General features: G+C 74.4%; 12 protein-coding genes. 3 read left to right on the top strand and 9 right to left on the bottom strand.

Annotated features, from left to right (window positions below):
- The 3 genes from ABT095_RS18045 (at position 1) to ABT095_RS18035 (ending at position 6,821) form a co-directional block, all read left to right on the top strand.
- Entirely contained in the window at positions 1 to 3,867 is a 3,867-nt protein-coding gene (locus ABT095_RS18045; RefSeq protein ID WP_350530402.1) for a Pls/PosA family non-ribosomal peptide synthetase, read from the top strand.
- On the top strand, positions 3,864 to 5,225 hold the full coding sequence (locus ABT095_RS18040) for a M1 family metallopeptidase (protein ID WP_350530401.1): 1,362 nt from the start codon (positions 3,864 to 3,866) through the stop codon (positions 5,223 to 5,225). Before ABT095_RS18045 ends, ABT095_RS18040 begins: the two co-directional genes overlap by 4 nt.
- 231 nt (positions 5,226 to 5,456) lie before the next feature.
- Entirely contained in the window at positions 5,457 to 6,821 is a 1,365-nt protein-coding gene (locus ABT095_RS18035; RefSeq protein WP_350530400.1) for a serine hydrolase domain-containing protein, read from the top strand.
- Positions 6,822 to 6,833: 12 nt separating this feature from the next.
- Here ABT095_RS18035 and ABT095_RS18030 read toward each other — a convergent pair whose 3' ends face one another.
- The 9 genes from ABT095_RS18030 to ABT095_RS17990 form a co-directional block, all read right to left on the bottom strand.
- Positions 6,834 to 7,256 carry a hypothetical protein gene (locus ABT095_RS18030; protein ID WP_350530399.1) on the bottom strand — a complete coding sequence of 141 codons (423 nt, stop codon included), beginning with the start codon at positions 7,254 to 7,256 and terminating at the stop codon, positions 6,834 to 6,836.
- Between the two features lie 70 nt (positions 7,257 to 7,326).
- The gene (locus ABT095_RS18025; protein WP_350530398.1) at positions 7,327 to 8,244 is read right to left on the bottom strand and encodes a diiron oxygenase; all 918 of its coding nucleotides are present in this window, start codon (positions 8,242 to 8,244) and stop codon (positions 7,327 to 7,329) included.
- Complete coding sequence (locus ABT095_RS18020; protein ID WP_350530397.1) at positions 8,241 to 11,018, bottom strand: condensation domain-containing protein; 2,778 nt, start codon at positions 11,016 to 11,018, stop codon at positions 8,241 to 8,243. The genes ABT095_RS18025 and ABT095_RS18020 overlap by 4 nt, the downstream gene beginning before the upstream one ends.
- The gene (locus ABT095_RS18015; RefSeq protein WP_350530396.1) at positions 11,018 to 12,286 is read right to left on the bottom strand and encodes an MFS transporter; all 1,269 of its coding nucleotides are present in this window, start codon (positions 12,284 to 12,286) and stop codon (positions 11,018 to 11,020) included. Before ABT095_RS18015 ends, ABT095_RS18020 begins: the two co-directional genes overlap by 1 nt.
- A 70-nt stretch (positions 12,287 to 12,356) precedes the next feature.
- Positions 12,357 to 13,835 (bottom strand): amino acid adenylation domain-containing protein, encoded by a 1,479-nt coding sequence (locus ABT095_RS18010; RefSeq protein ID WP_350530395.1) that lies wholly within the window; start codon positions 13,833 to 13,835, stop codon positions 12,357 to 12,359.
- On the bottom strand, positions 13,832 to 15,232 hold the full coding sequence (ccrA, locus tag ABT095_RS18005; protein WP_502884913.1) for a crotonyl-CoA carboxylase/reductase: 1,401 nt from the start codon (positions 15,230 to 15,232) through the stop codon (positions 13,832 to 13,834). The genes ABT095_RS18010 and ccrA overlap by 4 nt, the downstream gene beginning before the upstream one ends.
- A gap of 3 nt (positions 15,233 to 15,235) precedes the next feature.
- The gene (locus ABT095_RS18000) at positions 15,236 to 16,822 is read right to left on the bottom strand and encodes a methylmalonyl-CoA mutase family protein (protein WP_350530394.1); all 1,587 of its coding nucleotides are present in this window, start codon (positions 16,820 to 16,822) and stop codon (positions 15,236 to 15,238) included.
- Between the two features lie 3 nt (positions 16,823 to 16,825).
- Positions 16,826 to 17,086 (bottom strand): phosphopantetheine-binding protein, encoded by a 261-nt coding sequence (locus ABT095_RS17995; RefSeq protein WP_350530393.1) that lies wholly within the window; start codon positions 17,084 to 17,086, stop codon positions 16,826 to 16,828.
- A gap of 22 nt (positions 17,087 to 17,108) precedes the next feature.
- The gene (locus ABT095_RS17990; protein WP_350530392.1) at positions 17,109 to 19,037 is read right to left on the bottom strand and encodes a condensation domain-containing protein; all 1,929 of its coding nucleotides are present in this window, start codon (positions 19,035 to 19,037) and stop codon (positions 17,109 to 17,111) included.
- Positions 19,038 to 19,238 lie beyond the last annotated feature (201 nt).

Here is a 19,238-nt window from a genome sequence, read left to right as displayed (position 1 = left end):
ATGACTGCAGAACCGATCCTGCCGATCACCACAGCGCGAGCGCTGTTCCCGGGCCGCCCGGCCGCCGCGCCGCGCACCCTGGTCGATCTCCTGGACGCCACCGTCCGTGACCACCCGGGCGAGCCCGCCCTGGACGACGGCCGCACCGTGCTGAGCTATCGCGCGCTGGCCGCCGAGGTCGAGCAGCTGCGCCGCAGGCTGGCCGCCGCCGGGATCGGGGCGGGGAGCCGGGTGGGCGTACGGGTGCCCTCGGGCACCAACGACCTGTACGTGTCGATCCTGGCCGTGCTCGCGGCCGGCGCCGCGTACGTCCCGGTGGACGCCGAGGACCCTCAGGAGCGGGCCGAGCTGGTCTTCGGCGAGGCCGAGGTCGCCGCCGTGATCGGCGCCGAGCGCTCGATCGAGGTGACGGCGCCGCGACCGGGGGCCCAGGAGCGCCGCCCCACCCCGGCCGATGACGCCTGGATCATCTTCACCTCCGGCTCGACCGGCAAGCCCAAGGGCGTGGCCGTCACCCACCGCAGCGCCGCCGCCTTCGTGGACGCCGAGGCCGCGCTCTTCCTCCAGGAGGAGCCGATCGGCCCGGGCGACCGCGTGATGGCCGGGCTCTCGGTGGCCTTCGACGCCTCCTGCGAGGAGATGTGGCTGGCCTGGCGGCACGGCGCCTGCCTGGTGCCGGTGCCCCGCGCCCAGGTGCGCAGCGGCGCCGACCTCGGCCCCTGGCTGGCCGAGCAGGAGATCACCGTGGTCTCCACCGTGCCGACCCTGGCCGCGCTCTGGCCGGCCGAGGCCCTGAACGAAGTCCGCCTGCTGATCTTCGGCGGCGAGGCCTGCCCGCCCGAGCTGGTGCAGCGCCTGGTCACCGAGGGCCGCGAGGTCTGGAACACCTACGGCCCCACCGAGGCCACCGTGGTCGCCTGCGCCGCACTGCTCACCGGCGACGGCCCGGTCAGGATCGGCCTGCCCCTGGACGGCTGGGACCTCGCCGTGGTGGACGAGGCCGGCGAGCCCGTCGCGGCGGGCGGCACCGGCCAGCTGGTGATCGGCGGCGTCGGCCTGGCCCGCTACCTCGACCCCGAGAAGGACGCCGAGAAGTACGCCCCGCTCGACTCGCTCGGCTGGCAGCGCGCCTACCGCAGCGGCGACCTGGTGCAGGCCGACCCGGCGGGCCTGCGCTTCCTCGGCCGCACCGACGAGCAGATCAAGCTGGGCGGGCGCCGGATCGAGCTCGGCGAGGTGGACGCGGCCCTGCAGGCCCTGCCCGGCGTGGCCGGGGCGGCTGCCGCCGTCCGCACCGCGCGCGGCGGCAACCAGCTCCTGGTCGGCTACCTGGTGATCCAGGACGGCTTCGACCGCGAGCAGGCCGTCGAGCGGCTGCGCGCCGAGCTGCCCGCCGCCCTGGTGCCGCTGCTCGCGCCGGTCGACAGCCTGCCCACCCGCACCTCCGGCAAGGTCGACCGCCATGCCCTGCCCTGGCCGCTGCCCGAGCTGGAGAGCGCCGGGCCGAGCGAGCAGCTGTACGGCACCGAGGCCTGGCTGGCCGAGCAGTGGGCCGAGATCCTCGGCGTGCAGGTGAGCGGGCCGCGCGACGACTTCTTCGCGATCGGCGGCGGCAGCCTGGCGGCGGCCCGGCTGACCACCCTGCTGCGCACCCGCTACCCGGGCGTCGCGGTGCTCGACATCTACCAGCAGCCGACCCTGCGCAAGCTGGCCCGGCACCTGGAGGGCTCCGCCGCCGAGGGCGGCGAGGCGCGGACCGTCAGCCTGGTGCCGACCAGGGCCAAGGTGCTGCAGCTGCTCCTGCTGATCCCGCTCCTCACCGTGGTCGGCCTGCGCTGGACGGTCGCCCTGCTCGCGGCCGGCAACCTGCTCACCCGCCTCGGGGACTTCCCCTGGGCGCCCACCGCCTCCTGGTGGGCGGTCGCCGCCGGGGCCCTGGTGCTCTGGACCCCGCCGGGCCGGCTCGCCCTGGCGGCCGGCGGCGCCCGGCTGCTGCTGCGCGGCGTGCGCCCCGGCAGCCACCCGCGCGGCGGCAGCGTGCACCTGCGGCTGTGGACGGCCGAGCGCCTGGCCGAGCTGTCCGGCGCCACCTCGCTCTCCGGCGCCTGGCTGACCCGCTACGCCCGCGCGCTGGGCGCCAAGGTCGCCCCCGAGGTGGACCTGCACTCGCTGCCCCCGGTCACCGGGATGCTCAAGCTCGGCCGCGGCTGCGCCGTCGAGGCCGAGGTGGACCTCTCCGGCTACTGGCTGGACGGCGACCGGCTGGAGATCGGCCAGCTCAAGGTCGGCTCCGGCGCCGTGGTCGGCACCCGCTCCTCGCTGCAGCCGGGCGCCAAGGTCGGCAAGCGGGCCCAGGTGGTGGCCGGCTCCAGCGTGACCGGCCAGGTGCCGACCGGCCAGCGCTGGGGCGGCGCGCCCGCCGTGAAGCTGGGCCGCGCCGAGCGGTTCTGGCCCAAGTCCCGCGCGCCGCGCCGGGCCGGCTGGGCCGCGCTGTACGGCGCGGGCGGGGCCGTGCTGAGCCTGCTCCCGGTGCTGCCGGGCCTGGCCGCGCTGGCCGTGCTCTCGCTGACCGTCCCGCAGGGCGTCGGCCTCGGCGAGGCCCTCGGCGGCGCGCTGCTCGGGCTGCTGCCCGCCACCCTGGCGTACGGCGCCGTCTACGCGGCGCAGCTGGTCGCCCTGGTGCGGCTGCTGAGCGTCGGCCTGGTGACCGGTGTGCACCCGCTGCACGGCCGGGTCGGCTGGCAGGCCTGGACGGTCACCCAGCTGATGGACCAGGCCCGCGAGGTGCTCTTCCCGCTGTACGCCGGGCTGGTCACCCCGCTGTGGCTGCGGGCGCTCGGCATGCGGGTCGGCAAGGGCGCCGAGGTGTCCACCGTGCTCGCCCTGCCCAGCCTGACCACGGTCGGCGACGGCGCGTTCCTGGCCGACGACACCCTGATGGCGCCCTACGAGCTGGGCAACGGCTGGCTGCGCCTGGGTGAGGCGAAGGTCGGCGAGCGGGCCTTCCTCGGCAACTCGGGGATGACCGCGCCCGGCCGCTCGGTGCCCGAGCGCGGACTGGTCGGCGTGCTGTCGGCCACCCCGGAGAAGGCCAAGAAGGGCAGCTCGTACCTGGGCATGCCGCCGATGAAGCTGCCGCGCGCCGCCGACCAGGCCGACCAGAGCCTGACCTACGAGCCGCCGGCCCGGCTGCTCTGGGCGCGCGGGCTGGTCGAGGTCGGCCGGGTGCTGCCGGTGCTCGCCTCCGGGGCGCTCGGCCTGCTGACGGCCGCCGCGCTGTCCCGGCTGGCCACGGCCTGGTCGCCGGTGGCGGCCGGGCTGCTCTCGGGCCTGGTGCTGCTGGGCGCGGGTGCGGTGGCCTGCGCGGTCGCGGTGGTGGCCAAGTGGGTGCTGGTCGGTCGGTTCCGCGCGGTGGAGCACCCGCTGTGGAGCGGCTTCGTGTGGCGCAACGAGCTCGCCGACACCTTCGTCGAGGTGCTCGCGGTGCCGTGGCTGATCGGGTCGGTGCCGGGCACCCCGGCGCTCAACCTGTGGCTGCGGGCGCTCGGCGCACGGGTCGGCCGGGGCGTCTGGTGCGAGAGCTACTGGCTGCCCGAGGCGGACTTGGTGACGCTGGGTGACGGGGTCAGCATCAACCGTGGCTGTGTGGTGCAGACCCACCTCTTCCACGACCGGATCATGAGGATGGATACTGTGGAACTCCGCGAGGGCGCCACCCTGGGCCCGGGCGGCATCGTGCTGCCCGGCAGCACGGTGGGCGAGCGCAGCACGCTGGGCCCGGCCTCGCTGGTGATGGGGGCCGAGTCGGTACCCGCGGACACGCGGTGGCTGGGCAACCCGATCGAGGCGTGGCAGACCACGTCATGACCACCAGTCCCGGCCCGCAGGAAGCCCTCGCCCCCGTGAAGTCCAAGCACGCCCCCGCGGCCGCCGGCGCCCCGGACCCGTACTTCCCGAACAGCGGCGACCACCGCTTCCGTGCCCACCGCTACGAGCTGACGCTGGACTACCAGCCCGGCCCGAACCGGCTGGCCGGCAAGGCCCGGGTCAGCGCGGTGGCCAACACAGCGCTGGAGGAGTTCGCGCTGGACCTGGCCGAGTTCCGGATCGGCCGGGTGCTGGTCGACGGCAAGTCCGCCGCCCGGTACACCCACCGGGGCGGCAAGCTGCGGATCCGCCCGGCCAAGGTGCTCGCGGCGGGCGCGGCCTTCACCGTCGAGGTGCACTACGCGGGCAACCCGCGCCCGGTGCGCAGCCCCTGGGGCGGCCTGGGCTGGGAGGAGCTGACGGAGGGCGCGCTGGTGGCCAGCCAGCCGATCGGCGCGCCGTCCTGGTTCCCCTGCAACGACCGCTCGGCCGACAAGGCGACCTACCAGATCGCCGTCACCACCCCATCCCCGTTCACCGTGGTGGCGAGCGGCCGCCTGCTGACCCGCACCACCAAGGCCTCCAGCACCACCTGGGTGTACGAGCAGAGCGCGCCGACCTCGCCGTACCTGGTGACGGTCTCGATCGGGCACTACCGCCCGGTGCCGGTGGCCGCGCGCCCGGGCGTGCCGCAGACCGGGTACGTGCCCGACCGGCTGGTGCCCGCCTTCACCCGGGACTTCGCCCGGCAGCCCGAGATGATGGCCCACTTCACCGAGGTCTTCGGGCCCTACCCGTTCGGCGAGTACGCGGTGGTGGTCGCGGACGAGGAGCTCGACGTCCCGGTCGAGGCCCAGGGCGTGGCCACCTTCGGCACCAACCACCTCGGCGGCGGCTGGGAGCGCGAGCGGCTGATCGCGCACGAGCTGGCCCACCAGTGGTTCGGCAACAGCGTCACCATCGCCGACTGGCGGCACATCTGGCTCAACGAAGGCTTCGCCAAGTACGCGGAGTGGCTCTGGTCCGAGCAGGCCGGCGGCCCCGTCGCCGCAGCCCACGCGGCCGCCGCGCACCGGCTGCTCGCCGGCCTCCCGCAGGACTTGGTGCTCGGCGACCCGGGCCGCAAGCTCATGTTCGACGACCGCCTCTACCAGCGCGGCGGCCTGGCCGTGCACGCCCTGCGCCAGGCCCTCGGCGAAGAGCCGTTCTTCGCCATGCTGCGGGACTGGGCCTCGCTCAACCGGCACGGCGTGGTCGCCACCGCGGACCTGGTGGCGCACGCCTCGCGCTACGCCACCACCCCGCTCGGCCCGCTGTTCGAGGCCTGGCTCCAGCAGCCGGAGCTGCCACGGCTTTAGGGTCTGTCCGGCCGATCACGCCAGGCGGGCGACGCCGGGGCACGCGCCTCGCCGGCTTCTCCTCAGTCGCCGATGCTCCGCATGGACTTCTTCGTCGGCGCCGCCGATGCACGCACCCCAACGCCGCCCGCTGATCTGACGTGATCGGCCGGACAGACCCTAACGGCTGGCCGTGCTGACGGGGTGTGACCTAGGTTGGGTCCGACCACCAGGCACGACCGAGAGGCCCAGATGACCGCCGAGCTGCTCCCGACCACCCGGCGTGCCCTGCTGCACCGGCTCGCCGTCGCGCAGGCCGAGGGGCGGACGCCCTCGCTGGTCGCCGGGGTGCTGCGGGACGGGTCGTTGGTCTGGGACGGCGCGCGCAGCATGGTCGACGGGCACGCGCCCGACCTCGACGTGCAGTACCGGATCGGCTCGCTCACCAAGACCTTCGTCGCCGTCCTGGTGCTGCGCCTGCGCGACGAAGGCCTGCTCGACCTCGCCGACCCGCTGGCCCGCCACCTGCCCGGCACCCCGGCCGACGGCGCCACCGTCGCCCAGCTGCTCGCGCACTCCGCCGGGCTCGCCGCCGAGACGCCCGCGCCCTGGTGGGAGCGGACCGACGGCTCGCTCCGGCCCTCGGTCGGCGACCTGGTGGAGCCCGCGCCCAAGCACCCCGCCGGGCGGCGCCACCACTACTCCAACCCCGGCTACGCCCTGCTCGGCGCGCTGGTGGAGCGGCTGCGCGGCCGGCCCTGGGGAGAGGTGCTGCGGCGGGAGGTGCTGGCCCCGCTGGGCATGACCCGCACCACGCTGCTCCCCGCCGCGCCGCACGCCGGCGGCTTCGCCGTCCACCCCTGGGCGGACGTGATGCTGCCGGAGCCCCTCACCGACACCGGCCTGATGGGCCCGGCGGGCCAACTCTGGTCCACCGGCGCCGATCTGGCCCGCTGGGCGGCCTTCCTGGCGGGCGGGGACGCGACAGTGCTGAGCCTGGCGAGCCTGGAGGAGATGCGCCGCCCCGCCGTCGGCCCGGAGGACGACGGCTGGACCTCCGCGTACGGCCTCGGGCTGCAACTGCGCCGCCACGAAGGCCGGGTGCTGTACGGGCACTCCGGCTCGATGCCCGGCTTCACGGCCGGCCTGTGGATCAGCGAGCCGGACGGCCTGGCCGCCTTCGCCCTCTCCAACGCCACCAGCGGTGCCAACACCCCGCTGCTCGCGGCCCGGTTGATCGCCCTCACCGCCGAGCACGAGCCCCGGCTGCCCGAGCCCTGGCGCCCGCTCGCCGAGGTCGACCAGGAGCTGCTGGCCCTCACCGGCCCCTGGTACTGGGGCGCCGCGCCGAACGTGCTGCGGGTGAAGGCCGACCGCCACCTGGAGCTCGCCCCCCTCGGCGGCGGCACCCGCGACTCCCGCTTCCGCCCCGAGCCGGACGGCACTTGGACCGGCCTCGACGGCTACTACGCGGGCGAGACCCTCCGGGTGGTCCACACCCCCGACGGCGCCGTCAGCCACCTCGACCTCGGCTCCTTCGTCCTCACCCGCGAGCCCTACGGCCCGGCCGCCGCCGTCCCGGGCGGGGTGGACGAGGAGGGCTGGCGGGCGTACTGACGGCGCCTGCGGTCAGAGCTGGGCGGCGGCGAAGCCGGTGAGGAGGACCAGGAAGCCGCCGATCTCGCCGACGATCAGCAGGGCCAGGACGCCGCGCATGCTGCTCGGGGGGTTGTGCATCTGGTTCTCGGTGGTGCCCTGCAGGCCGAGGCGGGTGTAGTTCGCGATGGTGATCAGGAAGAGTGCCACCATGGTGCCGCCGGCCGCGAGGTTGACCCCCGCGGGCCACTCGGAGAACTGCACGAAGGCCGAGACGAGCCCGGCCGCGAAGGAGTAGAGCAGGGCCGAGCGGTGGGCGATGTCGACGTAGGGGTGCGCCTGGCCGGTCGGCGAGGTGGACATCTTCTGCCACTTCCACACCCCGAGCAGCAGCGCCACCGTGAAGATGACGCCCGCGAAGAAGAGTATCCAGGCCGTGTCGGTGTGCAGGGTCACGTCGAAAACCTCTCGAAAAGAGCGTGGCTGAGCGGAAGTCAGGCCAGAGGCTAGCAGCAGGGCGGGCCGCTCAGGCCAGGCCGAGGAGATGGAGTTGCTCCCGGGCCTCGGGGTGGTCGAAGGCGCCGACCGTCTCGCACAGCCCCAGGGTGTGGCGGCCGGCCTCGCGGACGGTGGCGGCCAGGACGTCCTCGCGGTAGCAGTCCGCCAGAACGTCGGCCGTGGTGCCGGCCGGCAGGCCGACGGAGCGCAGGGCCGCGCGGACCGGCGCCAGGTCGGGGCGCAGGCAGTCGTTGACGAAGTGCGGCATCGCGCAGGCGACTCGGCGGCGCAGGGCGGGGGAGAGGGCGGCCCAGAGCTCCTTGAAGAACTTCACGAAGTAGGCGTGGTGGTGGACTTCGTCGCGGACGTGGTCGTCCACCGCCTCCCGGACCACCCGGAAGACGCCCTGGTCGCGCGGGATCTGGGCGAGGAAGCGGGTGACGACCGTCTCGAAGGCGACCACCTGGAGCAGCTGGCCGAGCGAGCCGTGGCCGGGCAGGAAGGTCTCGGCCGTGCGCTCCAGCCGGGCCAGCCGCGGGGCGAAGTCGTAGGGCAGGGCGGGGATGCCCAGCGACTTCTCCACCTGCTGGACGAGGTCGAGGCTGAAGAGGGCGTGGTAGCCCTCGTCGCAGTAGATCTTGAAGGCGTCCAGCCGGGCCCGCGGGTCCAGGGTGAAGTCCACCTGCCCGTGCGCGATCAGCGCGGTGCCCCGGTTCACCACCCTGGTCTCCAGGTGGGTGGTGAAGTACATGTACTGGTAGAAGTGCTGGGCGAGCAGGGCGGCGCGGGCGTCGGTGCCGAGCTCCGCCACGGCCGGGTGGGCGAGGTGCGGGACGAGCTGCGCGGGGAAGACCGCCAGGCCCGCCTCGCGCTCCTCGGCCAGGGTGCGGCGCGGGCGGCTGCGCACGCCCGCGCTCTCGTACCAGTCCTCGGCGACCCGGCTCATGACCGGGCTATCCGCTCGGCGAGCGCCGCCGCCACCAGGTCGACGGCCGGGGTGGCGAGCACCTCGGTGTGACTGCCGGGCACCGAGAGCTGCTCCAGGGTGCCGTACAGGCCCGCCCAGCTGGCGGCCAGCGCTTCCGGGTACCCGGCCGGGTTGTCGGCGCAGAGCACCAACTGGACGGGCAGGGCGTTCGGTTCGGGCGCGCACTCGGCGACCAGGGCGAGCAGGCGGCCCCAGTCCGCCAGCATCCGGGCGGCCTGCTCGGGCGGGGTCTCGTGCAGGGCGGCCAGGTCGACGCCGAACCGCCGCATCAGCAAACGCTGTTCGTCCGTCCGGCCGATCACCCCGGTGCCGCCGGCACGCACCTCGGCGGCGAGCCGGTGCAGCTCGAGGGCGGTGGCGGCCATCCGGTCGGCGTCCCAGGCGGTGCGCTGGGCGAGCGAGTCGAGCAGGGACACCAGCTCGACCTGGTGGCCGAGTCCGGCGAGCCGTGCGGCCACCGAGTGGGCCAGCACGCCGCCGAGGGACCAGCCGCAGAGGGCGAGCGGCCTGCCCGGCAGGGCCTCGGCGAGGGCGGCGGCGTAGCGGTCGACCAGGGCCGGGTAGGAGGCGTCCTCGGGGTGGGCGCCGGCCACCCGCTCCAGGCCGATCACCTCGATGCCCTCGGGCAGGCGCCGGACCAGCTCGCCGTAGCACATCAGGGTGCCGCCGACGGGGTGGATCAGGGCGAGCGCGGTCTTGCCCCCGTCGGTGCCGGCCCGCAGCCGGACCACGCCCGGCGGCAGGGCGGTGGCCGAGCCGTCGGACATCGCGGCGGCCAGCCCGGCGACGGTCGGGTGGTTCATGAACACCCCGACGCTGACCGGGAGTCCGAGCTCCTCGGTGATCCGGCCGACCAGCCGGACGGCGAGCAGGGAGTGGCCGCCGTAGTCGAAGAAGTCGTCGTGGCGGGCGAGGCCCGGCACCCCGAGCAGCTCCTCGAACAGCGCGGCCAGGCGCAGCTCCAGTTCGCCCTGCGGCTCCTCCTCCGGCAGTGCGGCCGGTGCGGCGGTCAGCAGCGCGGCCAACTCGGCGGCATCGGCAGGCAGTTCCGTGACGGGGAGGATCCGCTGCGGCAGCAGGTAGCCCGGCACCCGGGCCTGCAGGTGGGTGAACAGCTCGCGGCCGGAGGGTAGTTCGGCGCCGGGGTGGGCCACCACGCAGGCGACGCTCTCCCCGGCGGCCTCGGACAGGGCCGCCCGTGCGACGGCCGGGTGGGCGGTGAGCGCGGCGGCCACCGGGTCCCGCCAGAGCTCGAAGCGGCCCTGGCCGGTGAAGCGGCCGCGCTCACCGGTGGGGCGGAAGCCGCCGGGGCGGCCGGTGTGCACCTGGCCGTAGAAGCCGAGCGGCTGCGGGCGTCCGCGCCCGTCCAGCACGTACCTGCCCTCGGCCGCGCTCAGCGCGAGCACGCGGTCCCGGGCGGCCCTGGTCTGCAGCTCGGCCTCGTCGAGCAATCCTTCGGGACGGGCGGTGAGTTCGCCGATCAGCACGACGAAGGCCTCGGCCAGCCGGGTGGCGGTCTCCCGGGAGAGGCGCTGGGCGCTGAAGGCGAAATCACCCTTGAGTACGCCGTACTCGTGCAGCATGGTGAGGGTCAGGTCGAAGTGCGAGGTCTTCCAACTGAACGGCAGCGGCTCGACGGTGAGCTCCGGCAGGGTCCAGTCCTGCTCCACCTTGCGGCGGTTGAAGACCAGGGCGACCTGGAAGAGCGGGTTGCGCCCGCCGTCCCGGGCCGGGCGGACGGCCTCGACCACCCGCTCGAAGGCCGCCGACTCGCGCTGCAGCGCCTCCAGGACGGTGCGGCGGCCGGCCTTGAGCAGGGCGGCGAAGGTGAGCTCGGGGGTGAGGCGGTTGCGCAGCACCACGGTGTTCTGGAAGAAGCCGATGGTCTCGGCGTACCGCTCGTCGGTGCGGCCCGCCATCGGGGTGCCGACGGCCAGGTCGGCCGCGCCCGTCCAGCGGTGCAGCAGCACGAGTAACGCGGCGTGGAAGACCATGAACTCCGAGACCCGGTGCGCCCGGCAGACGGCGGTGACCTGCTCGGCCGTCCCGGCGGGCAGGGTGAAGCCGATCCGGTCGCCAGTGAAGAGGCCGTGCTCCTCGGGGATGTGCTCCTCCGGCAGGCGCAGCGTGTCCAGGCCCGCGAGCTGCCGGCGCCAGAACTCCATGACGGCGGGCGCCGGTTCGGCGGCCAGGTCGGCGCAGAAGTCGGCGTAGCGGTGCTCGGGCCCGGCCGGGTCGGGGCCGTCCGGGTCCTTGTAGGCGCGGTGCAGTTCGGCGGCCAGGGCGGTGGCGGAGACCTCGTCGATCACGATGTGGTGGAAGCAGAGCATCAGCACGTGCTCGGCGGGCCCGACGGTGAGCACGCTCACCCGCCACAGCGGCCCGCGGGTGATCTCGAAGGGCAGCGCGGCGCGGCGCACCGCCTCGGCGGCAGCGGTGGTGAGGTCGGCGGCCGGGCCGTGCTCGATGGTCACGGCGGGAGCCGTACGGGCGGGGTGGATCAGCTGGAGCAGCTCGCCGTCCCGCTCCTCGACGGTCAGCCGCAGGGCCTGGTGGCGCGAGCGGAGCAGGTCGACCGCGCGCTGCAGACGCGGCACGTCCAGGTCACCGAGCACCCGCAGCATGATGGGCACGTTGTAGACGGCGCTGTCGGGCGCGAGGCAGTGCAGGAAGTAGACCCCGCGCTGCTGCGGGGTGAGCGGGAGGACCGTCACGTCGGTGCCTGCGGCCATCAGGAGGTCTCCGTTTCGAGCGCCGGGGCGGGGCCGCCGAGGGCCGACTCCCCGGTGTCGGGGAAGGAACGGGCCCGCAGGGCGAGGTAGCTGGCGCTGGAGGCGATCAGGGCGACCATCACGGCGAGCAGCACGCGGTAGTCCACCGAGGCGATCAGTGCGGCGCTGGTGGCCACCGCGAGCACCTGCGGGGTGGTGGCGAGCATGCTGGCGGCGGAGGCCACCCGGCCCTGCAGATTGGCCGGGGAGTAGCGCTGCATCGAGGTGTAGAGGCCGACCACGGCGCCGGGGATGCCGAGCCCGATCACGAAGACGCCGACCATGGCCAGCACCACGCCGGGCAGCATCAGGATTGCGCAGCCGAGCGCCATCAGGGCCAGGCCGTAGACGGTGAGCATCGCCTCGCGGCCGTTGCCGAGCTTCTTCAGCACCCGCATGCCCAGGATCCCGCCGAGCACCGAGCCGATGCCCTTGCCGACGGTGAGCACGCCGACGAAGGCGGCCGCCTTGTGCAGGCCCTGGTCGGCGACGGCGTAGATCACGGTCTCGATGAAGCCGAAGCCGAGCAGGCCGCCGCCCATCGCGACCGAGACCGAGCGCAGTCGGGGGGTCCGGACCAAGTGCTGCACTCCGGCGACCAGTTCGCGCCCGATGGTGCCGCTCGGCGGCTCGGGCCTGGGTTCGTCCACCCGCACGGCGAGCACGCACAGGCTGCAGACCAGGAAGGTGACGGCCTCGAGTCCGGCCACCGCACGCGGCCCGGCCCAGACGTACAGTGCCGAGCCGACGGCGGGCGAGACCAGCATGCCGCCCTCCTGCACCGTGCGCAGCAGGGCGTTGGTACGGCCGAGTTCGTCCGGGTGCACCAGGCTGGTGAGCAGCGCGCTGCCCGCCGCGTTGTGCATGCCGACGCCGAGGCCGACGCCGAACAGCACCAGGTAGAGCAGCCAGACCTGCTGCTTGTCGTGGACCAGGAAGGCCAGCGAGACCCAGCCGGCCAGCACGAAGTTGAGCAGCGCGATCAGCGGGCGCCGGCGGAACCGGTCGACCACCAGGCCGAGGAAGGGCGCGCCGAGCCGGGGGATGACGTACGCGGCGAAGGCCAGGCCGGCGGCCCCGTTGGAGCCGGTGAGGTCGTGGACCCAGACTCCGAGGGCGATCCACAGGGCGGCGTCGCCGAAGAGCGAGACGCTGGTGCCGGTGATCCACAGCCGGACGTCGCGTTTTCCGGGCTTGCGGGTGGACGCCGCGTCAGAGACGGACAGCAAGGCTTTCTCCCATGTGACGGTGGTGCAGGTCGAGCGATGTCGCGCTGACGATACGTCAGTTCGACCGGGCTCAGAGGTAAAGGGCCTTCGACTTCCAGTCCGGGTCCGGCAGGGCCCTGCGGTCCACCTTGCCGTTGGCGGTGACCGGAAGCTCCTCGACGGTGGCGAACAGCGCCGGGACCATGTGGTCGGGCAGCCGCTCGCGCAGGAAGGACCGCAGCTCCCGCCGGTGCAACTCCCCGGCGGCCAGGGTCAGCCAGGCCACCAGGCGCGGATCGCCCAGGTGGTTGGTACGCACGGCCACCGCGGCCTGGCGCACCTCGGGGTGCTCGGCGAGCACGTTCTCGATCTCGCCGGACTCGACCCGCTGGCCGTGCAGCTTGAACTGGCCGTCGAGCCGGCCGAGGAACTCCACCACGCCGTCCGGCCGCCGCCGGGCCAGATCGCCGGTGCGGTACCAGATCCGACCCTCGGCGTCGGGCACGAAGCGCTCGGCCGTCAGCTCGGGCCGCTGCCAGTAGCCGAGCGAGACCCCCGCCCCGGCCACCCACAGCTCGCCCTCCTCGGCCGGCCCGGCGGGCCCGCGCAGCTCGACCAGGACGTTCTGCAGCGGGCGCCCGATCGGCACCGAGGTGGTGAAGTCCTCGCCGGGGGCGATGCGGTGGCAGAGCGAGAAGGTGGTGGCCTCGGTCGGTCCGTAGCCGTTGACCACCTCCAGGCCGGGGGCGGCGGCCAGCAGGCGGCGGACGTGCTCGGTGGAGAGCACGTCACCCCCGGCCAGTACGGTGCGCAGCCCGGCCAGCGAGGCGGGGTCGGCGTCGATCTGGCGGTGGAAGAGCGCGGCGGTCAGCCAGAGCACGGTGATGCCGCGCTCGCGCAGCAGCACCGCCAGCTCGCCGGGGCCGACCGGGCCGGGCGGGGGGATCTCCACCCGGGCGCCGTTCAGCAGCGCGCCCCAGATCTCCAGGGTCGCCGCGTCGAAGGCCACCGGTGCGAGCTGGAACAACCGGTCGGACGGGCCGAGTTCCACGTAGTTGGGCGCCGTGACCAGGTTGACCACCGCGCGGTGCGGCACCATCACGCCCTTGGGGCGGCCGGTGGAGCCCGAGGTGTACATCAGGCAGGCCACCTGCTCGGGCCCGGGCTCGGCGGTGGCCCGGCCCGCGCCCGGCTCGGGCAGCTCGGTGAGGGTGCGGGCGTGCTGCCCGGCGAGCAGTCGGGCGCCCGCCCGGTCGCAGACCGCCAGCTCCACCCCGGCGTCGGTGAGCATGGCGGCCAGCCGGGCCGGGGCCTCGGTCAGCGACAGCGGCAGGTAGGCCGCCCCGGCCTTGAGCACGGCGAGCAGGGCCACCACCAGCTCGACCGAGCGCTCGAAGCAGACCGCCACCCGGTCGCCCGGCCGCACGCCCTCGGTCTCGAGCAGGTGCGCCAAGGCCTCGGACCGGGCATCGAGTTCGGCGTAGCTGAGGGTGCGCCCGGCATCGGCCAGCGCGATCGCGTCCGGGGTGGCGGCGGCCTGGCGGCGGAAGGCCGCGGACACGGTCCTCACCGGCCCACCGCCGAGACGGGCGCGGGAGTGTCACCGGGGGCGGGCACCGGGTGCGCGGCGGCGTGGTCGCGGAACAGGCGCAGCCGGTCCTCGCCGATCCGCTTGCGCAGCGCCCAGTCCTCGACGCCCTGGCCCTCGGCGGTGGCCAGCCCCAGCAGGCCGACCTTGCCCTCGTGCTCGTTGAGCTGCACCGAGCGGGTCGCCTCCGGGGCCTGGTCCAGCGGGTAGACCTTCGACAGCGTCGGCACCACCAGGCCGAGGCTCAGCAGCCGGTTGGCCGCCACCGCCTCCCAGGCGCTCGCGCCGTGGCTGCCGATCACCCGCTTGAGCTTCATCCAGAGGTAGCGGTTGTCGTAACTGTGCTGGTAGCCGCTGCTGGAGCCGCAGGTGACCACGGCGCCGCCGCGCCGCACCACGTTGACCGAGGTCTCGAAGGTGGCCCGGCCGACATGCTCGAAGACCACGTGCGGGTCCTCGCCGAGCTCCTTGCGGATCATCGAACCCAGCACCTTCCAGGCCGGCTTGTCGCCCGGGCCGTCCTCGCCCAGGCCGATGTCGTTGCGGTTGACCACCAGGTGGCAGCCGAGCCGCTCGAGCAGCTCCGCCTTGCCGTCCGAGCCGACCACCCCGACCGCGATCCCCCCGGCCTGGCGCACCAGTTGGACGGCGTACGAGCCGAGGCCGCCAGCCGCGCCCCAGATCAGCACCACGTCGCCCATCGTGATCCGGGCGCCGCGGTCACCGATCAGCATGCGATAGGCGGTGCCCAGGCACAGCGTGTTGCAGGCCGCCTCCTCCCAGGACAGGTGCGGCGGCTTTCGCACCAGCTGGGTGGCCCGGGCGACGCAGAAGTCCCCGAAGGCGCCGAAGTTGGTCTCGAAGCCCCAGGCCAGCATGCCGGTGGTGAGCATCCCGTCCTGCTGGGCCACCGGGTCCTGCTCGTCGATGTACGGCGGGTTGACCACCACCTTGTCGCCCGGCTTCCAGTGCCGCACCGCGCTGCCCACCCGCACCACCACGCCGGCCGCGTCCGAGCCGACCACCTGGTGGTCCAGGCTGTGCCGGGCGGCCCAACCGCCCTGGCGGGCGAACTGGTCGAGGAAGCGGAAGGTGGAGATCGGGCGGTACATCGCCGACCAGACGGTGTTGTAGTTGACGGCGGAGGCCATCACGGCGATCAGCACCTCGTCCGGCGCCAGCTCCGGCATCGGCACCTCGCCGACGTGCAGGGTGCGGCGGACGTCGCGCTCGCCGGTCTCGCCGCTCTCGCCGTCGAACAGGGTCTCGTCCGCACGCCGCAGGTGCACCGCACGGAAGCTCTCCGGCACCTCACAGGCGAGCAGTTCGGCGCCCTCGGCCCCGCTGCGTACCGCCTCGATCAGACTGGTCACGGCCATCACTCACTCCGAAGTCGAGGTGGAGGTGGAGGTTGGGGCGGGGGCTCCGCCGGGGTCGGCGGGCGGGTGGGCTTCGCCACCCGCAGCGAGGGCATGGGCTTCGCCTTGCTGGGCGGGGGGCTCGCTGTGCAGGGTGTGGACTTCGCTGTGCCGGGTGGGGGCCGGAGGCTCCGGCCGCATGGCTTCGGTGAGTTGGCCGATGGTGGCGCGGGCGCGGGCGGCGTCGATCAGGGCGGGCAGGACGTTGCGGCCGGCTGTGGCGTCGGCCCGGAGGCGGTCCAGCTCCGGGCCCCAGGGGAGGCGTTTGACGTCGCGGCGGCTGCCGAGCGCGGTGTGCCGCTCGGCGAGCAGCAGCTGGTTCTCGGAGTCGGAGCGCCGGGGCCGGGTGACGCCGACGGTGGGGCCGGGGTCGCGGTAGGCCAGCTCCTCGATCTCGCCCTCCAGCCAGCCGGAGCTGATGCAGGCGGCCATGCCGCCGCGCTGCTCGATCCGCCGCAGCCAGTCGTCCACCTCGGCGCCGAGCTGCTCGACCAGACCCTCGACCACGTGCGAGCCGCCCAAGGGGTCGACGTAGCGGGCCAGATCGGTCTCCTCGGCGAGGATCTGCTGGGTGCGCAGGGCGATCCGAGCACCGAGCGGGCCGGGGGTCTGCACTGCTTCGTCGAAGCTGCACACGTGCAGCGACTGGGTGCCGCCGAGCACGGCGGCGATCGCCTGCACGGTGGCGCGCACGATGTTGTTGAGCGGCTCCTGGTAGGCCAGCGCCGAGCCGAAGGTGTTGACCTGGGTGCGCAGCTTCATCGCGCGCGGATCGCGCGCGCCCCAGCGCTCGCGCATCCGCTCGGCGTAGCGCCGCCTGGCGACACGTAACTTGGCGGCCTCCTTGAGGAGTTCCATGTCGGTGCCGAAAATGAAGCTGAACCGGGCGGCCACCTCCTCGGCCGCGAAGCCGCGCGCGACCATGCCGCCCAGGTACTCGTCCACGGCGGCCAGCGCGCAGGCGACTTCCAGCGCGGCGTCCGCCCCGGCCTCGCGGGCGTGCCCGCCGGAGACCGAGACGGGATTGACCCGGGGCAGCTCGCGCACGCAGTACTCGATCACGTCCAGCCCGTAGCTGACGCTGGTGCCGAGGTCGTAGACGTAGGCCTTGCGGGCGAGGAACTCCTTGAGCATCTCGTTCTGCAGGGTGCCGCGCAGGGCGGTCGGGGCGATGCCCTGCTCCTCGGCGACCACGATCCACATGGCGAGCAGCATGGGCGCGGTGGCGTTGATGGTGAAGGAGACCGAGACCTGGTCGAGCGGGATCCCGGCGAAGACGCCCGCCAGGTCGTCCACGGTGGCCACCGAGACGCCGGTGCCGCCGACCTCGCCGTCGGCGAGCGGGGCGTCCGGGTCGAGGCCCAGCTGGGTGGGGAGGTCGAAGGCGAGCGAGAGGCCGGTCTCGCCGAGGGCGAGCAGTTCCTTGAACCGTTCGTTGGTGGCGGCGGCGCTCTGGAGCCCGGCCAGCTGGCGCATGGTCCAGAGCCGGGAGGTGTACCCCGTCGGGTGGATGCCGGCATCGTAGGGGAACTGCCCCGGTACGCCCGCCACGGCTCAGACCTCGGCGTCGGGGTCGAGTTCGAGGAGGGACTCGGCGAACTCGCCGACCTCGGGGCTCTCGAAGACGTTCAACAGCGGGATGTCCAGCTGGAGTTCGGTGCGAAGCGCGGCGACGATCCGGGTCGCCACCAGGGAGTCGACGCCCAGCTCGAGCAGGTTGTCGTCCAGCCGGATGTCGTCGAGTTCCAGGATCTCGGCGGTGATCCGCCGCACGGCGTCCTGGGCCCGGTCGAGGGTGAGGGGGGTCGTGGACATGGGTGGCTGCCTCTCCGGAATGCTAGCTGGGCTGGGTGGACGGTGAGTTGGCGGGCCGCAGGGCGCGCCGGGCGCGGCGGCCGCCGGTGGCCAGCGCGCGGGCCAGCGCGGCGGGGGTCGGGTGCTCGAAGACCGCCGCCACGGTGACCTGTACGCCGAGGGCCTGCCGCAGGCGGTTGGCCAGCCGGGAGGCGAGCAGCGAGTGGCCGCCCAGGTCGAAGAAGCTGTCCTCCGGCTCGATCCCGGGCACGCCGAGCACCTCGCCGAAGAGCTCGCAGACCAGCTCGGTGTGCCGGTCGTCGGCCAGGGCGGCGTCGGCGGTCGGAGCGGCCGGAGCGGCCGAGGGCTGCACGGCCGGGGCGCCGTCGGGGCGGCGCGGCAGCAGGTCGCCGGTGGCGGTCCAGCTCACCAGGGCCCCGGTGGGCCGGGGCTCGGCCTCCCCCTCGGCGAGCAGGTGCAGCAGGCCGGGCATGCCGGGCGCGGTGGGCCGGCCGTAGGGGTCGAGGACCAGCAGCCGGGTGCCCGGGGGCGGGCCTGCGGCGAGCTCCGGCACGGCCAGGGCGGCCAGCACGGCGGAGGTGACTCCCTCGCCGCCGCTCCACTTGCGGCTGACCAGCTCCTCCTCCTCGGCGGTGAGCAGTTCGAGGTCGGCGACCCGGACGCCCGGGTCGGCCGCGACCTGGGTGAGCACCCGCAGCAGCCGGTCGGAGAGGGCCTCAGCGGTGGCGCGGTCGAAGAGGTCGCCGGCGTAGCCGACCAGCATGAGCAGGCCGCCGTCGGGGCGCTCGGCGAAGCCGAACTCGAGGTCGAACTTGACCAGATCGGTTTCGATGTCGGCCAGGCGGCAGTCGACGCCGGGTAGTTCGAGGTTGGGATCGCCGCCGGACTCCCAGAGCAGCAGCACCTGGAAGAGCGGGTGGCGGCCCAGCGTACGGGCCGGTGCCAGCTCCTCGACCAGCCGGTCGAAGGGCAGCTCCTGGTGGGCGAAGGCGGCCAGCGCGGAGCCGCGGACCCGCTCGAGCAGCTCGGGGACGCTCGGGTCGCCCGAGAGGTCGGTGCGCAGGACGAGGGTGTTGACCAGGAAGCCGATCAGCTCGTCCAGTTCCGGCCGGCCGCGCCCGGCGACCACCGTGCCGAGGGCGAGGTCGGTGCCCGCGCCGCTGCGGGCGAGCAGCGCGCCGACCGCCGCCTGGGCCAGCATGAACGGCGTGACGTCGGCGGCCCGGGCCCGCTCGCGCAGGGCCTCCCACAGCTCGGGGTCGAGCACCCGCAGCAGCCGCCCGCCGCGGTGCGAGGAGCGAGCCGGGCGCACGCGGTCGGCGGGCAGCGGCGGGTCGGCCGGCAGGCCGGCCAGGGTCTCGCGCCAGAAGGCGAGTTGGGAGCCGAGGTGGCTGCCGGGCTGGTCGAGCGTGCCCAGTTCGTCCAGCTGCCAGAGCGCGTAGTCCGCGTACTGCACCGCGAGTGGCTCCCAGTCGGGTGCCTCGCCCCGCAGCCGGGCCGTGTAGGCGGCGGACAGGCCCTGCATGAACGGGCCCATCGACCAGCCGTCGGTGGCGATGTGGTGGATCACCAGCACCAGCACCGACTCCTCCGCGCCCGCCGGTGTGATCAGCTCGGCGTGCAGCGGCAGGTCGGTGGCGAGGTCGAAGAGGTGCTCGTGGGCGGCGGTCACGGCGGCCGCCAGCCCCTCGGCGGTGCAGCTCGTCCGGACCACCGGAATGCTGATCTCGGCGGCCGGCAGGACGAGTTGGCAAGGCTCGCCGTCGCGCTCGCGATACACCGTGCGCAGCACCTCGTGCCGGGCGGCCAGGTCGGCCAGGGCCGCGGCGAGGGCCTCGGTGTCGAGCGTGCCCCGCAGCCGGAGCACCACCGGGACGTTGTAGGCGACTCCGGCACCTCCCAGCCGGTCCAGGAACCAGAGGCGGCGCTGAGCCGAGGAGAGAGGGTGCATCAGAGGGTCCTTAGCTGAGCCGGAATCTGTTCGATGCAGTCGCCTGGGGCGGCGGATGGACAGCAATTCTGCTCAGGCGGTTCCCGGGCCAGCAAGGCCTGTCGGAGGCGAACCCCGTCAGCATCCTGCCAAGCGGGTGGAGTGCGCCGTTGTCAGCTTGTTGACAGTCTGCCCGGCCGCCGTGGACACCCGTACCTGCCC

The organism is Kitasatospora sp. NPDC002227 (assembly GCF_040296285.1).
Taxonomy (GTDB): domain Bacteria; phylum Actinomycetota; class Actinomycetes; order Streptomycetales; family Streptomycetaceae; genus Kitasatospora.
The sequence above is the reverse complement of the archived record's forward strand: the minus strand, read 5'-3'. Positions and strand labels throughout refer to the sequence as shown.

Bases quoted from the DNA above. Each gene is read 5' to 3' on its own strand.
- ABT095_RS18045 (WP_350530402.1), top strand. From the start codon at position 1: ATGACTGCAGAACCGATCCTGCCGATCACCACAGCGCGAGCGCTGTTC.
- ABT095_RS18040 (WP_350530401.1), top strand. From the start codon at position 3,864: ATGACCACCAGTCCCGGCCCGCAGGAAGCCCTCGCCCCCGTGAAGTCC.
- ABT095_RS18035 (WP_350530400.1), top strand. From the start codon at position 5,457: ATGACCGCCGAGCTGCTCCCGACCACCCGGCGTGCCCTGCTGCACCGG.
- ABT095_RS18025 (WP_350530398.1), bottom strand. From the start codon at position 8,244: ATGAGCCGGGTCGCCGAGGACTGGTACGAGAGCGCGGGCGTGCGCAGC.
- ABT095_RS18020 (WP_350530397.1), bottom strand. From the start codon at position 11,018: ATGGCCGCAGGCACCGACGTGACGGTCCTCCCGCTCACCCCGCAGCAG.
- ccrA (WP_502884913.1), bottom strand. From the start codon at position 15,232: ATGGCCGTGACCAGTCTGATCGAGGCGGTACGCAGCGGGGCCGAGGGC.
- ABT095_RS17995 (WP_350530393.1), bottom strand. From the start codon at position 17,086: ATGTCCACGACCCCCCTCACCCTCGACCGGGCCCAGGACGCCGTGCGG.
- ABT095_RS17990 (WP_350530392.1), bottom strand. From the start codon at position 19,037: ATGCACCCTCTCTCCTCGGCTCAGCGCCGCCTCTGGTTCCTGGACCGG.